20 protein-coding genes are annotated in these 19,635 nt (G+C 56.6%); 13 read left to right on the forward strand and 7 right to left on the reverse strand.

Going from position 1 to position 19,635, the window contains the following annotated elements; genetic code table 11:
* Positions 1-102 precede the first annotated feature (102 nt).
* From RT644_RS03435 to RT644_RS03485, 11 genes are all read left to right on the forward strand, one after another.
* Positions 103-996, forward strand: coding sequence for a LysR family transcriptional regulator (locus RT644_RS03435; RefSeq protein ID WP_313625680.1), 894 nt, complete (start codon positions 103-105; stop codon positions 994-996).
* A gap of 250 nt (positions 997-1,246) precedes the next feature.
* Positions 1,247-1,582 (forward strand): glycine dehydrogenase, encoded by a 336-nt coding sequence (locus RT644_RS03440; RefSeq protein WP_313625682.1) that lies wholly within the window; start codon positions 1,247-1,249, stop codon positions 1,580-1,582.
* 10 nt (positions 1,583-1,592) lie between these two features.
* Entirely contained in the window at positions 1,593-1,955 is a 363-nt protein-coding gene (locus RT644_RS03445; RefSeq protein WP_020456288.1) for an SFCGS family glycine-rich protein, read from the forward strand.
* Between the two features lie 2 nt (positions 1,956-1,957).
* Positions 1,958-2,254 (forward strand): DUF4312 family protein, encoded by a 297-nt coding sequence (locus RT644_RS03450; protein ID WP_020456289.1) that lies wholly within the window; start codon positions 1,958-1,960, stop codon positions 2,252-2,254.
* 51 nt (positions 2,255-2,305) lie between these two features.
* The gene (locus tag RT644_RS03455; protein WP_017459108.1) at positions 2,306-3,082 is read left to right on the forward strand and encodes a DUF4311 domain-containing protein; all 777 of its coding nucleotides are present in this window, start codon (positions 2,306-2,308) and stop codon (positions 3,080-3,082) included.
* 9 nt (positions 3,083-3,091) lie between these two features.
* Positions 3,092-3,733 carry a DUF4310 family protein gene (locus tag RT644_RS03460; protein WP_020456290.1) on the forward strand — a complete coding sequence of 214 codons (642 nt, stop codon included), beginning with the start codon at positions 3,092-3,094 and terminating at the stop codon, positions 3,731-3,733.
* Positions 3,734-3,775: 42 nt separating this feature from the next.
* Positions 3,776-4,909, forward strand: a complete 1,134-nt coding sequence (locus RT644_RS03465) for an amidohydrolase/deacetylase family metallohydrolase (protein ID WP_313625685.1) — start codon at positions 3,776-3,778, stop codon at positions 4,907-4,909.
* The gene (locus RT644_RS03470) at positions 4,893-6,011 is read left to right on the forward strand and encodes a DgaE family pyridoxal phosphate-dependent ammonia lyase (RefSeq protein WP_045514245.1); all 1,119 of its coding nucleotides are present in this window, start codon (positions 4,893-4,895) and stop codon (positions 6,009-6,011) included. The genes RT644_RS03465 and RT644_RS03470 overlap by 17 nt, the downstream gene beginning before the upstream one ends.
* Complete coding sequence (gene dagF / locus RT644_RS03475) at positions 6,008-6,748, forward strand: 2-dehydro-3-deoxy-phosphogluconate aldolase (RefSeq protein ID WP_313625689.1); 741 nt, start codon at positions 6,008-6,010, stop codon at positions 6,746-6,748. Before RT644_RS03470 ends, dagF begins: the two co-directional genes overlap by 4 nt.
* A 52-nt stretch (positions 6,749-6,800) precedes the next feature.
* Positions 6,801-7,949, forward strand: a complete 1,149-nt coding sequence (locus RT644_RS03480; protein ID WP_313625691.1) for a lactonase family protein — start codon at positions 6,801-6,803, stop codon at positions 7,947-7,949.
* A 14-nt stretch (positions 7,950-7,963) separates the two neighbouring features.
* A complete protein-coding gene (locus RT644_RS03485; RefSeq protein ID WP_313625693.1) occupies positions 7,964-9,874 on the forward strand; it encodes a PRD domain-containing protein in 1,911 nt (636 codons plus the stop codon).
* A gap of 34 nt (positions 9,875-9,908) precedes the next feature.
* Here RT644_RS03485 and RT644_RS03490 read toward each other — a convergent pair whose 3' ends face one another.
* A complete protein-coding gene (locus RT644_RS03490) occupies positions 9,909-10,742 on the reverse strand; it encodes an oxidoreductase (protein WP_313625695.1) in 834 nt (277 codons plus the stop codon).
* A gap of 104 nt (positions 10,743-10,846) precedes the next feature.
* Between RT644_RS03490 and RT644_RS03495 the strand changes: the two genes are divergently transcribed.
* Entirely contained in the window at positions 10,847-11,767 is a 921-nt protein-coding gene (locus RT644_RS03495; protein ID WP_313625697.1) for an AraC family transcriptional regulator, read from the forward strand.
* A 44-nt stretch (positions 11,768-11,811) separates the two neighbouring features.
* On the opposite strand, the gene nrdG is transcribed toward RT644_RS03495, so the two are convergent.
* The 6 genes from nrdG to treR all read right to left on the reverse strand — a co-directional run bounded on the left by nrdG (position 11,812) and on the right by treR (position 19,379).
* The gene (nrdG, locus tag RT644_RS03500) at positions 11,812-12,276 is read right to left on the reverse strand and encodes an anaerobic ribonucleoside-triphosphate reductase-activating protein (protein ID WP_313626150.1); all 465 of its coding nucleotides are present in this window, start codon (positions 12,274-12,276) and stop codon (positions 11,812-11,814) included.
* A 38-nt stretch (positions 12,277-12,314) separates the two neighbouring features.
* Positions 12,315-12,629 carry a hypothetical protein gene (locus tag RT644_RS03505; RefSeq protein ID WP_313625699.1) on the reverse strand — a complete coding sequence of 105 codons (315 nt, stop codon included), beginning with the start codon at positions 12,627-12,629 and terminating at the stop codon, positions 12,315-12,317.
* A 35-nt stretch (positions 12,630-12,664) separates the two neighbouring features.
* A complete protein-coding gene (gene nrdD / locus RT644_RS03510) occupies positions 12,665-14,800 on the reverse strand; it encodes an anaerobic ribonucleoside-triphosphate reductase (protein WP_313625701.1) in 2,136 nt (711 codons plus the stop codon).
* Between the two features lie 384 nt (positions 14,801-15,184).
* The gene (gene treC, locus RT644_RS03515) at positions 15,185-16,840 is read right to left on the reverse strand and encodes an alpha,alpha-phosphotrehalase (RefSeq protein WP_313626151.1); all 1,656 of its coding nucleotides are present in this window, start codon (positions 16,838-16,840) and stop codon (positions 15,185-15,187) included.
* A 45-nt stretch (positions 16,841-16,885) separates the two neighbouring features.
* Complete coding sequence (gene treB, locus RT644_RS03520) at positions 16,886-18,304, reverse strand: PTS trehalose transporter subunit IIBC (protein WP_313625703.1); 1,419 nt, start codon at positions 18,302-18,304, stop codon at positions 16,886-16,888.
* Positions 18,305-18,431: 127 nt separating this feature from the next.
* Entirely contained in the window at positions 18,432-19,379 is a 948-nt protein-coding gene (treR, locus tag RT644_RS03525) for a trehalose operon repressor TreR (RefSeq protein WP_313625705.1), read from the reverse strand.
* 195 nt (positions 19,380-19,574) lie between these two features.
* On the opposite strand from treR, the gene mgtL reads away from it, so the two are divergent.
* Positions 19,575-19,625, forward strand: coding sequence for a mgtA regulatory leader peptide MgtL (gene mgtL / locus RT644_RS23605; protein ID WP_228007843.1), 51 nt, complete (start codon positions 19,575-19,577; stop codon positions 19,623-19,625).
* Positions 19,626-19,635: the final 10 nt, after the last annotated feature.

A 19,635-nucleotide genomic window follows, 5' to 3' on the forward strand; every position in this document is an offset into this window, starting at 1 on the left:
CCAATAAACGATAATGGCGCTATTATTTCCCGCGTCCTGTTGCGGATAAATGGGGCATTGTTATCTTCATTTGATACTGTGGGTTTAGAATGCGGGTGGAAAATGGATTATCTCAAATGCGTTGAGTCGTTTGTCAGCACCATCAAGTTCGGCAGTTTTACCGCCGCCGCCGACTCGTTAGGCATCACGCCGGCAATGGTCGGTAAACATGTGCGCGAACTCGAGCATCGTACCGGTTGCAAGCTGCTGCACCGCACCACGCGCCGCCAGGGGCTCACCGAAGCGGGCCAGCGTTTTTACCAGTATGGTCTGCAAATCCTCGCCACCGTTCGCGAAGCAGACGGGTTAGCCAGTCATCTTTATGAAAATGTCTCTGGCCTGCTGCGCATCAGCGCGCCGGTGGCCTGGGGCAACCATGTCTTAACGCCGATCCTGTCGCGTTTTTTACAGCAATATCCCGGCGTGAATGCGGAAATGGTGCTGAGCGATCGCAAAGTCTCGCTGATTGAGGAGCGTTTCCAGCTCGCTGTGCGCGTCGGTGCTGTCAACGATGAAGGGATGATTGCCATTCCGCTGGCGCCGTACCAGATGATCCTCGCCGCATCGCCAGACTATTTAGCGCGACACGGCACCCCCGAAACCCCGGAAGAGTTGAAACAGCACCACTGCATCAGTTTTAGCCAGTGGCGATCCGATCACAGCTGGCAGCTGCAAGGGCCGGACGGTAAGCAAGAGGTGGCGATTACCCCGCGGCTGATGGTGGATTCCGGCGAGGCGATTCGCCAGGCGGCGCTGGCCGGGCTGGGGATTGTGCAGCACGCCGACATCATGTTGCAGCGGGATATCGACGCAGGTCGCCTGTGTGCTGTACTGCCGGACTATTTACCGCCGCCGCGCCCGATGCACTTATTACATTTACCCGGCAGGCCGTTGCTGCCGCTGGTGTCGTCATTCACAGATTATCTGTTGCGGGCGCTGAACAACGGGCAGGAATAAGTAAACCTTATTCACCTCACACTTTTCCTCTCCTGCCCGCCGTTTTTTTGTGCTTTTGGGCTGTCGTTTTTCCGCCGCTTTTGGTCAAAATTGTGACCGCAATACAGTGAAAAATCCCTCAGCGGCCTCATTTTGAGGCGCAGATCACTAAAGCCTTCCGCGTTTCCACTTCGAAGTGGAAAACTCCTCGCTACAAACTCTTAACCTGCAACGTTAGTTTTATTCCGAAGCCATTAACGGGGTACGACGAGTGAATAACGGAGCGGTAATAAACGACGCGGAGCAGGCTGCGCAAACGGCAACCCTCGCTGAACGCATGCTGAAGCAGGTGTATGCCTTACTCAGTTCTCAGAACATTACGCCGAACGCGGTGCAGCAACAGATGCTGACCTCTCATGTCCGCGCGATGGCGCACCGGTCGGTAACCGGCGAACCGCTACCGGAAGTGGATGCCAGCCTGTTTGATGAGATCTCGGCGGATTCCATGAACCTTGCCCGCGACGTCGTGGCGGCCTTTAGCAACCTTCCGGAAGAAGAAGCCTGGCTGCTGTCGGTGCATTTCGAAGTGGCGAAAGACAACCTTTAAGGAGCGAACAATGGAACAGATTACCGTAGTGATTGGCGACCGTCTGGGGAAAGGCCAGAAAGTGGCGGCCGGTGTAGAAAAAGCGGGCGGCCGCGCGGTGGTCGTGCCGGGCGTGGCGGCGGATATGAAACTTGGCGACGTGATGAAAGCGGAAAACGCCACCTTTGGCATCTCCTTTTGCGGCAGCGGCGGCGCGGGCGCTATCACCGCGCAAAACAAACATGGCTACAAAGCCAAATATGGCATGCGTTCTGTGGAAGAGGGCGTGACGGCGATTAACGAAGGCTGCAACGTGCTGGGCTTTGGCTTTATGGACAAAGAAGAGTTAGGCGAGCGTCTGGTGCAGGCGTGGCAGAAAAAATACGGCGCATAACCATGAAAGAACAGTTCACCACCACGGTCAGGGTAAAGGGCAAGGGCGATGCGAAAGCGCGCGCCTTCGCCGATGCGCTGAACCATGTTCAGGCCGCGGTGATGAAAACGTCGCCGCACATTTTACTGCGCATTGAGCCACAGGACGTGCAGGTTGTTCAGGCGCAGGAAACGACGCGCAAAGAGGCGTTTTTGTTCCTCTTTCTGCGCCGTATAAGACGCACGTACAGCGTGGAGCTGGACGTCACCGTCAACGTGACCGCCATCAATCTCGATAAAGTGGATTTCGTCACGCAATAACTCACCGCATACCCCAGAAATCACTATCACAGGGTAGAAGAGGGCAGACTGATGTTCTTAATCATACTAATAAAATCGCTCATTATCGGCGGCCTGGTGGGCGTCGGCGTGGGCGCAGGGGCTGCACGCATGTTCCATGCGCCGACCACGCAAGGGATGGGCGCGTTTCGTACACTGGGCGAACTGAACTCCTGCGAAGGGGACCCGGCTTCGCACTTCTCTTTTGGTCTGGGTTTCTTCTTTAACGCCTGGGCGTCATCCGTTGCGGCGGGGTCGTTCACCCAGGACGTTGATCACCGCATTATTCCGAACTGGGGCGCTGCTGCGTTGATGGTGAAAAACCGCAACGTGGGCGAAACCCTGCACGATCCGAAAAAGATGGCTATCGCCTGCGGCTTGATCGGCATGGTGGTTGTCACCTTCCTCAACCTGACTGCTTCCTCCGTTCCGGCGGCGTTGCAGGTGACGGCGGTGAAAGTGCTGGTTCCGGCCGCGAACCTGCTGGTCAACACCGTGATGCCGGTGATTTTCTGGCTGGCGGCAATTGATGCAGGCAAGAAATCCGGTTTCTGGGCGACCGTTTTTGGCGGCGCGGCGCAGCTCATTATGGGTAACGCCGTACCAGGTCTGGTGTTGGGCATTCTGATTGGTAAAGGTGTGGAAGAGAGCGGCTGGAACCGCGTCACCAAAGTGATGATGACAGCGATTGTCGCTCTGTTTGTGCTGAGTGCGTTCTTCCGCGGCTTTGATCTGAAAATGATCGAGTCCTTCCACCTGAGCGCGCCGGACTGGCTGTCGCTTATCCACAACTCGCTCAGCGGCAAATAAGGAACCGAGATGGAACAGAATAAAGGCTTTTGGTACGCCGACTGGTCATTCCCGATTTTCGTCGGCCTGCTCTCTTCCGGCGTGTTCGCCGGGACACACATGTACTACCTGTACGGCATTGGCGCGTTTAACGAAGTGGCGTTTGTTTCGATGCTGCGTTCCGGCATGGATACCGGCGTTTACGGCGCGGTGGCGGCGTTTGGCGCGAGCTTCCTGTTTGCCCGCATTATCGAAGGTTCGCTGGTCGGTATTCTCGATATCGGCGGCGCTATCCAGACCGGGGTGGGGCTTGGCGTGCCGGCGCTGCTGCTCGGCGCGGGCTTTGTCTTCCCGGTGGCGAACTTTGTGGCTTCGCTGGCTACCGGGCTGATCATCGGCCTGGCGATTGGCTACCTGATTATCCTGGCGCGTAAGTTCACCATCAACCAGAGCGACTCCACCTACGGCGCAGACGTGATGATGGGCGCGGGTAACGCGTCCGGCCGCTTCCTCGGCCCGTTGATTATCCTCAGCGCGATGACCGCTTCCATTCCGATTGGTATTGGTTCGCTGATTGGCGCGCTGCTGTTTTACCTCTGGCAGAAGCCGATCACCGGGGGCGCGATCCTCGGCGCGATGCTGCTGGGCTCCATTTTCCCGGTAGCCCTCTGACACCCACGGGCGCTGCGGCGCCCGTTACTCCTGGAGATACGCATGTTTGATTTACTCCTGCGCCGGGCGCGTCTGGTTGACGACACGGTGACGGATATCGCCATCGCGGCGGGCAAAATCGCAGCGCTTGGCGATATCGACGGCCCGGCGGCGAAAAGCGTGGATTTACGCGGCGAACATTATGTCAGCGCCGGGTGGATCGACTCCCATGTCCACTGTTACCCGAACTCACCCATTTATCACGACGAGCCCGATAGCGTCGGCATTCAGTCCGGTGTTACCACGGTGATTGATGCCGGTAGCACCGGCGCGGATGACATCGATGATTTCTATGCCATTACCCGTAAGGCGTCGACGGACGTCTATGCGCTGCTGAATATCTCGCGCGTCGGGCTGATCGCGCAAAACGAGCTGGCGAACCTGAATAATATCGACGCCGACGCTGCGCGTGAGGCCATAAAACGCCACCCGGATTTTATTGTCGGCCTGAAAGCGCGCATGAGCAGCAGCGTGGTCGGCGACAACGGCATCACACCGCTGCAACGCGCCAAAGTCATCCAGCAGGAAAACGGCGATTTGCCATTGATGGTGCATATTGGCAACAACCCGCCAAACCTTGATGAGATTGCTGAGCTGCTGACCTCCGGCGACATCATTACCCACTGCTATAACGGCAAACCGAACCGCATTTTGACGCCTTCCGGCGAGCTGCGCGCCTCGGTGACGCGCGCCATTGCGCGCGGGGTGCGGCTTGATGTCGGGCACGGCAGCGCCAGTTTCAGCTTTGCGGTGGCACAGCAGGCCATCGCGCTGGGTATTTTGCCGCAGACCATCAGCTCCGACATTTACTGCCGCAACCGCATCGATGGCCCGGTGCGCTCGCTGGCGAATGTGATGGCGAAATTCCTCGCCATCGGCATGTCGCTGCCGCAGGTGATCGCCTGTGTGACCGACCACGCCGCTGATGGCTTGCGCCTGCAGCATAAAGGGCGTCTTGCCGTGGGTTTCGACGCCGATCTGACCATTTTCGACCTGAAACGCCAGCCGGTGCTGTTCACCGATGCGGAAAACGAGACGTTACAGGCCGAACAGATCCTCACGCCGCTTGCCGCCATTCGCGCGGGCAAGGGCTATATGACCGAACAAGGGAGTGCCGAACATGCCTTCGATTTATGATAAGTACCAGCTAAAACAGGTGATTAATGCTTCCGGGCGCATGACGGCGCTCGGCGTTTCCACGCCGCGCCCGGAAGTGGTCGACGCTGTAGTCAGCGGCATGAATCACTACTTCGAAATGAAAGACCTGGTGAATAAAACCGGGGAGTACATTGCAAAACTGCTGGATGTCGAAGGCGCGACCGTGGTGTCGTGCGCTTCCGCCGGCATTGCGCAATCTGTCGCCGCCGTGCTGGTGAAAGACAGCGACTGGCTGCTGGAAAACCTGCACAGCACGCCGATTGAGAACAACGAAATCGTACTGCCGCGCGGGCACAACGTTAACTTTGGCGCACCGGTAGGCACCATGGTGGCGCTGGGCGGCGGCAAAGTGGTGGAAGCCGGTTACGCCAATGAATGCTCTGCCGATCAACTGGCGGCGGCAATCTCACCGCGCACGGCAGCGATCCTCTTTATCAAATCTCATCACTGCGTACAAAAAAGCATGCTCAGCGTGGAGCAGGCCGCCGTGGTGGCACGCAAGCACAACCTGCCGCTGATTGTCGATGCCGCAGCCGAAGAGGATTTGCAGTGCTACTACCGCGCCGGAGCCGACCTCGTTATCTACAGCGGCGCAAAAGCGATTGAAGGGCCAACCAGCGGGCTGGTGATCGGCAAAACACAATATGTGGAGTGGGTAAAACGCCAGACGGCGGGCATTGGCCGCGCAATGAAAGTGGGCAAGGAGGGCATTCTCGGCCTGACCTGCGCCATTGAACACTATCTTTCAGCCAGCAAAGAGAGCGGGGCGGAGATGGTCGCCAAAATGACACCGTTTATTGAGCAGCTCAACACGCTAAAAGGCGTGAGTGCGCGCGTGGTGTGGGATAGCGCCGGGCGCGATATTGCCCGCAGCGAAATCAAATTTGATGAAGCCGTCACCGGTATCGCTACCGGCGAGCTGGTCAGCGCCCTGAAACAGGGGGAATACGCCATTTATTTCCGTGGTTATAAAGCCAACGAAGGGATTATTGAAGCCGATGTGCGCAGCGTCACCGCCGATCAACTGACGATCATTTATCGCCGCATCGCCGAAGAACTGAACAAGGGAGCAAATGCATGAAACTGACGCCGAATTTTTACCGCGACCGCGTATGCCTGAACGTGCTGGCGGGCAGCAAAGAGAACGCCAGCGCGATTTACGAGGCCGCGGAAGGCCATGTGCTGGTCGGCGTGCTGTCGAAAAACTACCCCGATGTCGCTACTGCCGTCGCGGATATGCGCGACTACGCGGCGCGTATCGATAATGCACTTTCTGTTGGCCTTGGCGCAGGCGATCCAAACCAGTCGGCCATGGTCAGCGCCATCTCCCGTGAAGTTCAACCGCAGCACGTTAACCAGGTGTTCACCGGCGTGGCGACCAGCCGCGCGCTGCTCGGGCAGAACGACACGGTGGTTAATGGCCTGGTCTCGCCTACCGGTACGCCGGGAAGGGTAAAAATTTCCACCGGGCCGCTGAGCAGCCAGGCGCCAGACGGCATTGTGCCGGTGGAAACCGCCATTGCACTGCTAAAAGATATGGGCGGCAGCTCCATTAAATACTTCCCGATGGGCGGGCTGAAATGCCGCGACGAATTTATCGCCGTGGCGCAAGCCTGTGCGCGCCAAGATTTCTGGCTGGAGCCGACCGGCGGCATCGATCTGGACAACTTCAGTGAAATCCTGCAAATCGCGCTGGATGCGGGTGTTCGCAAGGTGATCCCGCATATTTACAGTTCGATCATTGATAAGGCGAGTGGCGACACGCGCCCGGCGGATGTTCGCCAGTTGCTGGATATGACCAAAGCACTGGTGAAGTAAACGATCTTCCCTCCCGATACGGGAGGGCCCTCTCGTCACGTAAGGAGCCACCATGCTTACCGCTCGTCATCTGCTTACCGTTTCACTTTCTCTGCTGGCAACCAGCGCCATGGCACAAACGCAGTACGCCTGGGTCGGAACCTACAACCCGAACGGCGAAGGGCTTTATCGCTTTACCGTTGATCCGCAATCCGGTGCGCTTGGCAATAAAACGCTGGTCAGCCCGTTGCCGAATGCGGCACAGCTAACGGTGGCGCGGGATGGTAAAACCCTCTACCTCGCCAGCGAAGTGGAAAAGGGCGCGGTGCAGGCGCTGCGTATTGGCGCTAACGGCGAGTTAAGTGTGCTGAACCAGGTGGCGTCCGGCGGTGCCGGACCGGTCTATCTGTCGCTGACGCCGGATGGCCGTTTTCTGCTGGTGGCGAACTATGTCAGCGGGTCGATTGCCGTGCTGCCGGTGAAAGCGGATGGCAGCCTCGGCGAAGCGGTGGATACGCGTCAGGATCAGGGCGAACCGGGGGCCGCGAAACCGGCTGCGGCGGTGGAAGGCAGTTTTGCGATTAGCGATCACAATGGCCCCCATGCGCATATGATCGCCGCCGATCCGAGCGGGAAATTCGTCTTTTCCACCGATCTTGGGCTGGATCGCATTTATCAGTATCAGTTTGATGGCAAAACGGGCGCGTTAACGCCGAATGATCCACCCTTTATTAGCGCCTCTTCGCAAGGTGCCGGGCCGCGCCACTTTGTGTTCACGCCAAAGGGCGATGGCCTGTGGCTGATCAATGAAGAAGCCTCGACGCTTACACACTATGCGCTGAACAAAACCACCGGCACGTTGCAGCCGGGGAAAACCTTTTCGGCGCTGCCGAAAGAGTATAAAGGCACCAGTTTTGCCGCCGGGCTGGTATTAAGTGGTGACGGTAAACAGCTGTATGTCGCCAACCGGTTGCATAACAGCATCGCGCACTTTACGGTGAAAGCCGATGGTTCGCTAACCCATCAGGATGATGTCTGGACGCGCGGCGATTACCCGCGCACGCTAACGCTGGCGGAGAATGGCCGCTGGCTATACGTGATGAACCAGCGCAGCGATAACATCACCCGTTTTCGCGTGGAACGCGACGGTAAATTGCAGTTTGAGCCGGACTATACGCCGGTAGGCAGCCCATCTCAGATGGTTATTTCATCTCACTCTTAAGCCTGGAGAGCGACGTGCGATTCCCGAACCAACGTTTGGCGCAACTGTTCATGATGTTGCAAAACGAGACGCTACCGCAGGATGAGCTGGCACAGCGCTTGTCGGTCTCGACGCGTACCGTTCGGGCCGATATCACCGCACTGAACGCTCTGCTGCTGCACCACGGCGCGCAGTTTATTTTGACGCGCGGCAGCGGCTATCAACTGAAAATTGATGACGTCACACGTTACCAGAGCTTGCAGGCGTCGCGCCCGCGCGCGCTGCGCATTCCGCGTAGCGGGCCGGAGCGCGTGCATTATCTGGTGGTGCGTTTTCTCACCTCCGCCTTCTCGCTCAAGCTGGAAGATCTGGCGGATGAGTGGTTTGTCAGCCGCGCCACGCTGCAAAATGATATGACCGAGGTGCGGGAGTGGTTTTCCCGCTACCGTCTGACGCTGGAAACGCGCCCGCGCCACGGCATGAAACTGTTTGGCAGCGAAATGGCGCTGCGCGCCTGTCTGACGGATCTGTTGTGGGAACTGGCGCAGCAAAATGCCGATAACCCGCTGATCACGGAAGAAGCGCTCAATCCGGGGGTGCCTGAGGCGCTGGCTACTATTCTGCATGACTGTTTTAACCGCCATCATATTCGCCTGACGGATGAGGGCGATCTGTTTATCCGCCTTTACTGCGCGGTGACGGTTCGCCGCATCAGCGAGGGCTATCCGCTCTCTGAATTCAGCGCCGAAGATGGGGACGAAAATGTCAAAGAGGCGGCGCGGGATATCTCTGCTGCGCTGCAACATCTGGCGGGAAAACCGCTGGCGGCGGCGGAAGAGCACTGGCTGCGGGTGCATATCGCCGGGCGACGCGTGCAGGAGATCGCACCCAGCGCCATCAGCGCCGATGACGACGAAGCGCTGGTCAACTACATCCTTGGCTACATCAACACGCACTATAACTACAACCTGCAAAACGATGACCAGCTACATGCGGATCTGCTCACGCATATCAAAACCATGATCACCCGCGTGCGCTACCAGATAATGATCCCTAACCCGTTGCTGGATAACATTAAACAGCACTACCCCATGGCGTGGGATATGACGCTGGCGGCGGTCTCCAGTTGGGGGAAATACACGCCGTATGTGATCAGCGAAAACGAGATCGGTTTTCTGGTGCTGCATATCGGCGTGGGTCTTGAGCGCCATTACAACGTGGGTTATCAGCGCCAGCCGCGGGTGTTGCTGGTGTGCGATGTCGGAAATGCGATGGTGCGGATGATTGAAGCGGTGCTGTCGCGTAAATATCCGCAGATTGTGGTAACACGCACCGTGACGCTGCGTGAGTACGAGCAGTGCGACGGCATCGCGGAAGATTTTGTCATCTCCACCGCGCGGGTAAATGAAAAAGATAAGCCGGTCGTCACCATCGCGCCGTTTCCCAGCGAGTATCAACTGGAGCAGATCGGCAAGCTGGTGCTGGTAGACAGAACGCGGCCGTGGATGCTGGAAAAGTATTTTGATGCCGCGCATTTCCGCATCATTAACGGCGCGATGGATCAACAAACGCTGTTCAACACCTTGTGCCATCAGTTGCAGGATGAAGGCTTTGTCGATGCGGAGTTTCTCGATTCGGTGGTCGAGCGCGAAGCGATTGTCAGCACCCTGCTCGGCGAAGGTATTGCGTTGCCGCACGCCCTCGGGCTGCTGGCGAAAAAAACGGTGGTCTACACCGTGCTGGCTCCGCAGGGGATCGCGTGGGGCGATGAAACCGCGCATGTCATCTTCTTGCTGGCGATCAGCAAGAGCGAGTATGAAGAAGCGATGGCTATCTACGATATTTTCGTCACCTTCCTGCGCGAGCGCGTAACGGCGAGGCTCTGTGCCTGCGCGGATTTCGCGTCGTTTAAAAGCGTGGCGATGGAGTCGCTGAGCCGCTTTTGAGCCCATACCGGGGCGCTTGCACGCCCCGTGCCCGTTAACCATCGGTAGAGCGGGTCAGTGCCTCCCATGCGTCAATCTCCGCAGTGAGTGCCGCCAGTTTTTCACGTACCAGGCTGAGCGCATCGCTGCCCAGCAGCAGGTGCGCGGGCGGCGTGTCGCTGTCTATTATCGCCAGCATGGCGCGAGCCGCTTTGACGGCATCGCCGGGCTGCTTTCCGCTCTTTTCCTCGCGCGCCTGGCGAATCGGATCAAAAAGCGCATCGTAATCGGCAATGGCGCGCGGGGTGCGGATCATCGAGCGCCCGGCCCACTCGGTACGAAACGATCCCGGCGCTACGGCCGTGACGTGGATACCAAAAGGCTTCACCTCTTTGCCCAGCGTTTCGCTGATCCCTTCCAGCGCGAATTTGCTCCCGCAGTACCAGGCGATCCCCGGCATGGTGATATAACCGCCCATTGAGGTGATATTGATAATGTGCCCGCTGCGGCGCTGGCGCATGCCGGGCAGCACGGCTTTCATCATGGCTGCGGCACCAAATACATTGACGTCGAATTGGTGGCGCATCTCTGCAAGCGAGGACTCTTCCATGATCCCTTCATGGCCGTAACCGGCGTTGTTTACCAGCACGTCGATTGCCCCGATGTGTGATTCAACCTCTGCGGCTACGTCATTGATTTGCGCAAAATCAGTGACATCAAGCAAGCGGGCAAACGCCCGATGCGGATGCAGGGCTTCAAATGCCTGCTGCGCGTCGTGGTTGCGCACTGTGCCAATAACGTTGTGGCCCGCCGCCAGTGCTTCCTGCGCCAGCGCGCGACCAAAGCCGCTGCTGACGCCGGTGATGAAAAGTGTTTTTACAGATGACATAACGTCTACTCCCATGAAAAATGGAAGCTGCATAGTATTCTCAGATTTGCTGGCTTTTTAGGCCATATCTTCTCTTTTTATTGCCTGATCTTATGAGGTACGCGATGTCAGATATGATCGCCAGGTTAATGGAACTTGCCCCGCAGGAGGGGTACAACCTGACCGCGCTGGCGGATGTGCGCATTTTGCGTTCCGATCGCCCGCTGGCCCGCACGCCGGTGCTGTACGATCCGGGGATCGTGATTGTCTGCCAGGGCAGCAAGCGGGGGTATTTCGGTCAGCAGATCTATCTTTACGACGAACAGCACTACCTGGCGGTATCGGTTCCTGTGCCTTTTGTAATGGAAACGGATGCATCGGCAGATCACCCGCTGCTGGCGATTTACATGCATCTGGATTTTCAGGTTGCCGCAGATGTGATGCTGCAAATTGAACAGCACGGCTTTCCGCTGTTATCCGCTTCGCCGCAAAGCATGATCTCCAGCCCGATGGACGAGACGCTGAAAACAGCGGTGCTGCGTTTACTGGAGACGCTCGGTAACCCGCTTGAGGCGGCAATCCTTGGTCCGGCGCGGGTACGGGAACTCTATTTTCGTGTTTTGACCGGCGCACAAGGCAATGCGATGCGCGCCGCGTTAGCCTTGCAGGGGCAGTTCGGTAAAATTGGCAAAACGCTGCGTTACATTCATGCGGCTTATGCTCAACCCTTAACGCTGTCGCAACTGGCTCAGCAAGCCGGGATGAGCGTGCCAACATTCCACAGCCATTTCAAAGCGATAACCCGCATGCCGCCAATGCAGTATGTGAAATCGGTACGGCTGCACCAGGCGCGGATGTTAATGGTTCGCCAGCAACTCACTGCCGCAGCGGCCTGTTACGCCGTCGGTTACGAAAGCCCGTCACAGTTTAACCGCGAATTCAAACGGCTCTTCGGTTTACCGCCGGCTGAGGAGGTCAGACGTATGCAAAACAGTTTTGCCGTTCCTCCGGCGCATTCAGCGTCGGAATACATATCGTCGCACTGAAATGAGAATATGCAGGGAAGTATTGTGAAAATTGCGCGAGGAAATCAACGCAAGTGATGCACAACCTGGTTGCTGCTGCCACGCCAGATAAGCATCGGGTCTTTCAGATCCTGAACAAATTTGCCGTCGATCAGCACGTTGATCAACCCGACCACCTCCCGCTGCGCGGCGTTCAGTTCGTCCATTTTGTAGCCGGTCCACACCCAGATATCTTTACCGGGGCACTCGGCGCGGATGCGGGTCACCAGCTTTAAAATATCCGGCACGTTTTGCGGGTGCAGCGGATCGCCGCCGGAGAGCGAAATCCCCTGGCGTTTGATGCGCGTATCGTTGAGATCGGCAATGATCCGATCTTCCATTTCTTCGGTAAACGGCACGCCGGAGTTCAGCCGCCAGGTGCTTTTGTTGTAGCAGCCAGGGCATTCGTGTACGCAGCCGGAGACGAACAGTGTGCAGCGGGTGCCGGGGCCGTTGACGATGTCGACAGGGTAGTATTGATGATATCTCATAGGCATAAATAAGCCGGGGCAACCCGGCTTAGGGTTTCTTATTTTTCAACTTCATAGTCAATTTGGTCGACACAACTTTGGGCTCTGCTGTGGTTTTCCGCGGTATACCATTGCCCATCGCGTATCTGGACATTCTCCAAATCAACCAAACGTAAACATCGCCAATTATCAGTTGAAGTTGAATCGACTCTCCCTTTGCTGCTTTCCCCTCCAAACTGGTAGAACAAGGCTTGTTGTTTACCGTTTTTCGTACCGAGCGCATGGGGACACATCTCCCGGTAGTAACCTTTGTATACAGCCGTTATCTGTTGCTTCTTCAGAATCGCTTGCTTGATTAACTCGTAAGTATTCATATCGCAGACTCCTTTTTGCTGTGTATAACAAATAATCAACCGATTTGCCCGTTGCCGAGGTGTTTCACGCGGCGTTTCACTTCTTCCTGCTTGCCGGCGTTGAACGGACGCGCGTCCGGGCTGCCGAGGTAGCCGCAAACGCGGCGGGTAACGGAGACGCGGGACGCGTCGTGGTTACCGCATTTCGGGCAGGTAAAGCCTTTGCTGGTGCATTCGAACTCGCCGGTAAAACCGCACTCGTAACACTCATCAATTGGCGTGTTGGTGCCGTAATACGGCACGTGCTGATAGCTGTAATCCCAGACATCTTCCAGTGCGCGCAGGTTGTGCTGAATGTTCGGATACTCGCCGTAGCAGATAAAACCACCGCTGGCTAACGGCGGGTACGGCGCTTCGAAATCGATTTTGTCGTACGGGTTCACCTTTTTCTCGACATCAAGGTGGAAGCTGTTGGTGTAGTAACCTTTATCGGTTACCCCTTCCACCACGCCGAAATCGGCGGTATCGATACGGCAGAAACGGTCACACAGGTTTTCGCTCGGCGTGCTGTAAAGGCTAAAACCGTAACCGGTCTCTTCTTTCCACTGATCAACCGCCTGGCGCAGGCGTTCCACAATTGCCACGCCTTTGGCGCGCAGTGCTTCGCTGTCGTAGATATGCTTGTTGCCGGACAGCGCGTTGATCGTTTCGTGAATACCGATATAACCCAGCGAAATCGACGCGCGGCCGTTTTTAAAGATCGGCGCGATATCGTCGTCCGCTTTCAGGCGCACGCCGCAAGCCCCTTCCATATAGAGGATCGGCGCAACGCGGGCTTTCACCCCTTCGAGGCGCGCGATGCGGGTCATCAGCGCTTTTTTCGCCAGTTGCAGGCGGCTGTCCAGCAGTTTCCAGAACGCCGCTTCATCGCCTTTCGCTTCCAGCGCGATGCGCGGCAGGTTAAGGCTGATGACGCCGAGGTTGTTACGCCCGTCATGAATTTGTTCGCCATTCTCTTCATACACGCCAAGGAAGCTGCGGCAGCCCATCGGCGTTTTAAACGAACCGGTCACTTTGACGACCTGATCGTAATTGAGAATATCCGGGTACATGCGCTTGCTCGCGCACTCCAGCGCCAGTTGTTTGATGTCGTAATTCGGATCGTCGAACTTGTGATTCAGACCATCGCGAATGGCGAACACCAGTTTCGGGAACACGGCGGTTTTACGGTTTTTACCCAGACCTGCAATGCGGTTACGCAGGATCGACTGCTGGATCAAGCGGGATTCCCAACTGGTGCCCAGCCCGAAACCGAAGGTGACAAAGGGTGTCTGGCCGTTCGCGGTATGCAGGGTGTTAACTTCATATTCCAGCGACTGGAACGCGTCGTAACACTCTTTCTCGGTGCGGCTGCGCGCATAGCCGTCGGCATCCGGGATGTTCCATTCGCTGGCGGCTTTGCGGTGTTTCTCGAAGCTGGCGCTGACGAACGGTGCCAGCACTTCATCGATCCGGTTGATGGTGGTGCCGCCATAAATATGGCTGGCGACCTGGGCGATGATCTGCGCGGTAACCGCCGTGGCGGTCGAGATCGATTTTGGCGGTTCAATCTCCGCGTTGCCCATTTTGAAGCCATGGGTCAGCATGCCTTTCAGATCGATCAGCATACAGTTGAACATCGGGAAGAACGGGGAGTAGTCGAGATCGTGATAGTGGATCTCACCGCGTTCGTGCGCCAGTACCACATCGCGCGGCAACAAGTGCTGGCGCGCGTAGTGTTTGGCGACAATTCCCGCCAGCAGATCGCGCTGAGTCGGGATCACTTTACTGTCTTTGTTGGCGTTCTCATTGAGCAGCGCCGAGTTGGTTTGCTCAACAAGACCGCGAATATCCTGGTTCAGACGGCCGCGTTTTTCACGGGCGATATCGCGATCGTGGCGATACTCAATGTAGGCACGCGCCAGTTGTTTGTACGGCCCGGACATCAACTGGTTTTCGACGGCAGTCTGGATTTCGCTAATATCGACCTGCGATCGGCCCTGCATCTGACGACTAATTACCTCTGCGACGGTGGCGCAATAGTCTGCGTCATCGACTCCCGCTGCTTTAGCTGCACGCAAAATGGCTTCTTGTATGCGCTCTGAGTTGAAAGGCACTTTACAGCCATCTCGTTTCATCACATGCGGTGTCATGATCACTCCATTTTAGAAAACAGGTTATCCACAATATGAGGACGCGCAGACTGGCTGGTTATTCATTACTAAAACCAATAAGTTCGTCCCATCCAGGCCCGTGTTATCCACAGCGTGTATCGCTTTCGCGGTGGTCAGCTTGTTCGAATAGTAGTCGATTAATACAACATATAGGGCCGGGGTGCATTCTAATTTCTATATATAGTGATTTGCATCAAACATGTTTGCGTTTTTATTGACTCAGGACAAAGTAAAAACCGGATAGCGCAGAGGACGGGCGCTCTGAGGAAATGTAAATTCAGGCATTCTTGTTTTGACTAAAAATTCAACAAAAACAGCAGGTTTATGCCTGCTGTTTTTTTGCGCCAGGGAAGTGAAAAACGCTTATTTTTGATGCCACCACACGGCTTCGAACGGCCGCAGGGTCATTTCACCGGGAACAGGGGAAACTTCCGCATAGTTGCTGATGACCACCTGCCAGTCGCCCGGCAGGGTTTCTGGCCGCCACGGCTGGAACTGATTGCTGAGGTTGGCGATAACCAACAACGTTTCTCCCTGCCACTGACGGCGGTAGCACCATAAATGTGGGTGAGTGGGAAGCAGATCCTGATAATCGCCCCAACTGAGTATCGGCAAGTTTTTACGCAGGCGAATCAACGACTGGTAGGTATAGAACACCGAATCGCGATCGTTGACCGCGTTTTCGACGTTGATTTCCCGATAGTTATCGCACAGACCAATCCACGGATCGGCAGTGGTGAAACCGGCGTTTTTACGCGCGGTCCACTGCATCGGCGTGCGGCTGTTATCGCGCGATTTACTGGCGAGGATCGCCAGCAGCGCTTCCGGCTCGCGCCCGGCGGCACGCAGTTCGGCAAACATATTCTGGCTTTCCACATCGCGGTAGTCGGTAATGCGCGCAAAGTGCGGGTTGGTCATACCGATCTCTTCGCCCTGATAAATATACGGCGTGCCCTGCATGCCGTGCAGCACCAGCGCCAGCATTTTGGCGGCGGGCACGCGCAGCGCGCCTTCTTCGCCAAAGCGCGACACAATGCGCGGTTGATCGTGGTTACACCAGAACAGCGCGTTCCACGCCACGTTGTGCATCCCTTGCTGCCAGTGGCGGAACAGCGATTTCAACGCCACAAAATCCGGTTTCGCCAGCGACCATTTTTCACCGTCGGGGTAGTCGACTTTCAAATGGTGGAAGTTAAACGTCATCGACAACTCGCTGCCGTCGAGTGCGCCGTAGCGCTGGCAATGTTCCAGCGTGGTGGATGACATCTCACCGACCGTCATCAACTCGCGCGGGCGAAAAACCTCGCGGCTCATCTCCTGCAAAAACTCATGGGCGCGCGGGCCATCGGTATAAAAACGTCGCCCGTCGCCGCTGTGATCGTCGGGGAAATCCTGCTGTTTGGAGATTAAATTCACCACATCGAGACGCAAACCGTCGACACCGCGATCGGCCCAGAAGGTGCAGACTTTTTTCAGCTCGTCGCGTACCGCCGGGTTTTCCCAGTTGAGATCTGCCTGCTCCGGCGCGAACAGATGCAAATAGTACTGGCCGCTCTGGCTGTGCCAGCGCCATGCGCTGCCGCCGAATTTCGAACGCCAGTTATTCGGCGGCGTTTCTGGTTCGCCGTCGCGCCAGATATAGAAAGAACGGTATGGGCTGTCCGGATCCTGCGATGCCTGGAACCAGGCATGCTGGGTCGAGGTGTGGTTGAACACCATATCCAGCACCAGGCGGATACCGCGCTGGTGCGCCTGGGCGACCAGTTCATCAAAGTCTGCCAGGGTGCCGTAAAGCGGATCGATGGCGGTGTAATTCGCCACGTCGTAGCCGTTATCCACCTGCGGGGAGATATAAAATGGCGTCAGCCAGATGGCGTCGACGCCGAGGGTTTGTAAGTAGTCGAGGCGCGTAATCACGCCGCGTAAATCACCGGTGCCAGTGCCGGTCGTGTCCTGAAAACTCTTTGGGTAAATCTGGTAGATAACGCCGTTTTGCCACCAGTGGGGAAGGGTATTCATCATGATTTCCTGCGAAAACGAAGGGGCGCAAACGCGCCCCAAAAATTACACAATCTGCAATGTGCCGTGACGGAACTTACGCTGATAAACAAAGGAGGTCAGCACCAGCGGGATGACAACCGCCACCGCTGTAGCCAGTGCGAAGACCTGCCAGAAAGCGGGTTGAATCGAGAGGAAACCCGGCAGACCCGCCACGCCAATTCCGTTCGCCAGCACGCCGTTAAGGCCGCACAACAACCCGGCAAGGCCGGAACCGATCATCGCGCACAGCATCGGGAAGCGATATTTCAGGTTGATGCCGTACATGGCCGGCTCGGTTACGCCGAGAAACGCGGAGATAGCCGCCGGAACCGAGATTTCACGTTCATTTTCTTTACGGCTGGAGATAATGATGCCCACTACCGCCGAGGCCTGTGCAACGTTTGACAGCGCAATCAACGGCCACACCGGCGTACCGCCCATGTTCTGAATCATCTGCATGTCGATAGCCAGCGTGGTCTGGTGCACACCGGTAATCACCAGCGGTGCGTAGAGGAAACCAAACAGTGTCGCGCCAATCGGGGCGAAACTGCCTGTCATCAGATGGCGAACCGCCCACGCCACGCCGTCACCAATCATGCGACCGAACGGGCCGATTAGCGCATGCGCCAGGAAGACCGCCAGGATCAGCGAACAGACCGGAACAATCACCAGATAGAGGGAGTCCGGTATCAGCTTTTTAAGCCGCGTTTCAATGATGCCGAGCGCCAGGCCCGCCAGCAGTGCCGGGATCACCTGCGCCTGATAGCCCACTTTCGCGATGCTGAACAGACCAAAGTCCCACACTTCCGGCACTTGCGAACCCAGTAAATAAGCATTCATCAACTGTGGTGAAACCAGCGTTACGCCGAGGATGATGCCGAGGATTGGCGTTCCGCCCATTTTGCGCACCGCAGACCAGCAAACGCCGACCGGCAGATAGAAGAAGACCGCTTCACCAATCAGCCAGAGAAAGTCATACACGGTTTTCAATGGCGGAAATATCTGCACCAGCGTCTGGCCGTTGCTCATCGGCACATCGCCGACAATGTTGCGAAAACCGAGGATCAAACCGCCGCTAATCAGTGCGGGCAGCAGCGGGAAGAAGATTTCCGCGAAGTGGGAGATTAAGCGCTCGTGCCATTTCATATTTTGTCGCGCTGCCTGTTTGGCCTGCTCTTTATCCGCATGAGCCAGACCGGTGGCGGCGCGCAACGCCTGATAGTAGTCGCCGACGTTGGTGCCGATCACCACCTGGAACTGCCCGGCGTTGGTGAAACAGCCTTTGACCATCGGAAGCTGGTCAATCGCTTTTGGGTCGGCGGCGCCCGGGTTATTTAATACAAAACGCAAACGGGTAATACAGTGACTGACCGTCGCGATGTTTTCGCGTCCGCCAACCAGCGTAATAAGTTGTTCAATATCTGATGGATTGACTTTGCTCATCCTGGTGCCTCTCGGGGGGAGAAATGATGCGTAACATGACCGAGGCAAAGCGTAACCGCAGGCAAAAAAATTAAAAATGGGAACGTTCCCGAAACTTGGCGAGGATCACAATAAACGATAAAGCGGCTTAAACGAGGCGGGCAGGGATCACGATTTGGCGAGGCGTGGCGCGGCCATTAATCTGTTCTATTAATTGCGCGGCGGCCTGGCGACCCGCTTCGGCGTAACCGGGATCAACGGTTACAATTTCCGGGTGCAGAAACTTCATCAGCGGCGTATTGCCGACGCTGGCCAGTTGCAGATTATCAATGCGCTGTTCCTGCAAATATTTACTGGCACCGAGCGCCAGCGTATCGGTCGCGCAGAGCAGCGCGGTGGTGTCCGGGGTTAAAACGTGGGCGACATGTTCATAACCCTGCTTCATGGCAAGGCCCGGTAAGGCGAACGTTGGTTCGAGCTGGTGTTTTTGACAAAACGCCATATAGGCGTCGTGGCGGCGTTTGCCGGTGGTGGCATCGCTGTGCGGGACGCCAATAAAACTGATATGGCGATGCCCACGGGCATAAAGATTTTCCATCAATAGCTGGATTGCGCCGTCATCATCGTAACAGACCGAGGCGAAACCGCTGGCGTCGCGCGCCAGCAGCACCAGCGACGACTGCCAGGCAGTAAGCAGGCTTTCGGTGACGCCGGTAAAGCCAAACAGCACCACGCCATCAATATTACGGTGGCTTAGCATCTGCAAATGCTCTTCGACTAACTGCGGCGAGAACTGGCTTTCCATCATAATCGGGTCATAACCCTGTTCGTAAAACGCCGGGAGCATGGTCTGTACGGCAAGGTTTTCCGAGAGTGAATCCAGACGCGAGACGATAATCGCCACCACTTTATCGCTCTGTCCGCGCATGGCGCGCGCGGAGCGGGAAGGGGAGAAACCGTGCTGATTGACCACCGCTTCCACCCGTTCGCGTGTGCGCTGGCTGACGCCGCTTTCGTTATTCAGCACACGGGAAACAGTGGATTTGCCCACGCCGCTTAAGCGTGCGATGTCTTTGATTGTCAGCCGGTTTTGCATACTTCAATCCTTTCCTGATAGGGGCGGGTTGCAGGATAAAGGAGTTTTGCATCCCTTCCAAGCGCCAGCAATGAGCAAAGTCTGGTTTATGCACTTTGTGCTACCAATTGATGGTGTGTATATGTTTGGTTTAATTCAGCGGAGCTATGATACCGCTACGTTATGATTCGCCCTTCACACCTTACCGGAGGCCAGATGGATCCCGATCCCACCCCTCTCCCGCGACGGAGATACTTTTTCCGGTAAGCCTGCTGTT

The organism is Kosakonia sp. (genome assembly GCF_032104925.1).
Classification (GTDB): Bacteria; Pseudomonadota; Gammaproteobacteria; order Enterobacterales; family Enterobacteriaceae; genus Kosakonia.

Excerpts from the sequence above, each read along its gene's own strand:
- RT644_RS03460 (WP_020456290.1), top strand. The coding sequence starts at position 3,092 with ATGGAACAGAATAAAGGCTTTTGGTACGCCGACTGGTCATTCCCGATT.
- treC (WP_313626151.1), bottom strand. The coding sequence starts at position 16,840 with ATGAATACCCTTCCCCACTGGTGGCAAAACGGCGTTATCTACCAGATT.
- RT644_RS03470 (WP_045514245.1), top strand. The coding sequence starts at position 4,893 with ATGCCTTCGATTTATGATAAGTACCAGCTAAAACAGGTGATTAATGCT.
- RT644_RS03490 (WP_313625695.1), bottom strand. The coding sequence starts at position 10,742 with ATGTCATCTGTAAAAACACTTTTCATCACCGGCGTCAGCAGCGGCTTT.
- RT644_RS03435 (WP_313625680.1), top strand. The coding sequence starts at position 103 with ATGGATTATCTCAAATGCGTTGAGTCGTTTGTCAGCACCATCAAGTTC.
- RT644_RS03465 (WP_313625685.1), top strand. The coding sequence starts at position 3,776 with ATGTTTGATTTACTCCTGCGCCGGGCGCGTCTGGTTGACGACACGGTG.
- RT644_RS03445 (WP_020456288.1), top strand. The coding sequence starts at position 1,593 with ATGGAACAGATTACCGTAGTGATTGGCGACCGTCTGGGGAAAGGCCAG.
- RT644_RS03495 (WP_313625697.1), top strand. The coding sequence starts at position 10,847 with ATGTCAGATATGATCGCCAGGTTAATGGAACTTGCCCCGCAGGAGGGG.
- nrdD (WP_313625701.1), bottom strand. The coding sequence starts at position 14,800 with ATGACACCGCATGTGATGAAACGAGATGGCTGTAAAGTGCCTTTCAAC.
- RT644_RS03450 (WP_020456289.1), top strand. The coding sequence starts at position 1,958 with ATGAAAGAACAGTTCACCACCACGGTCAGGGTAAAGGGCAAGGGCGAT.
- treB (WP_313625703.1), bottom strand. The coding sequence starts at position 18,304 with ATGAGCAAAGTCAATCCATCAGATATTGAACAACTTATTACGCTGGTT.
- nrdG (WP_313626150.1), bottom strand. The coding sequence starts at position 12,276 with ATGAGATATCATCAATACTACCCTGTCGACATCGTCAACGGCCCCGGC.
- treR (WP_313625705.1), bottom strand. The coding sequence starts at position 19,379 with ATGCAAAACCGGCTGACAATCAAAGACATCGCACGCTTAAGCGGCGTG.
- RT644_RS03480 (WP_313625691.1), top strand. The coding sequence starts at position 6,801 with ATGCTTACCGCTCGTCATCTGCTTACCGTTTCACTTTCTCTGCTGGCA.
- RT644_RS03505 (WP_313625699.1), bottom strand. The coding sequence starts at position 12,629 with ATGAATACTTACGAGTTAATCAAGCAAGCGATTCTGAAGAAGCAACAG.
- RT644_RS03455 (WP_017459108.1), top strand. The coding sequence starts at position 2,306 with ATGTTCTTAATCATACTAATAAAATCGCTCATTATCGGCGGCCTGGTG.
- dagF (WP_313625689.1), top strand. The coding sequence starts at position 6,008 with ATGAAACTGACGCCGAATTTTTACCGCGACCGCGTATGCCTGAACGTG.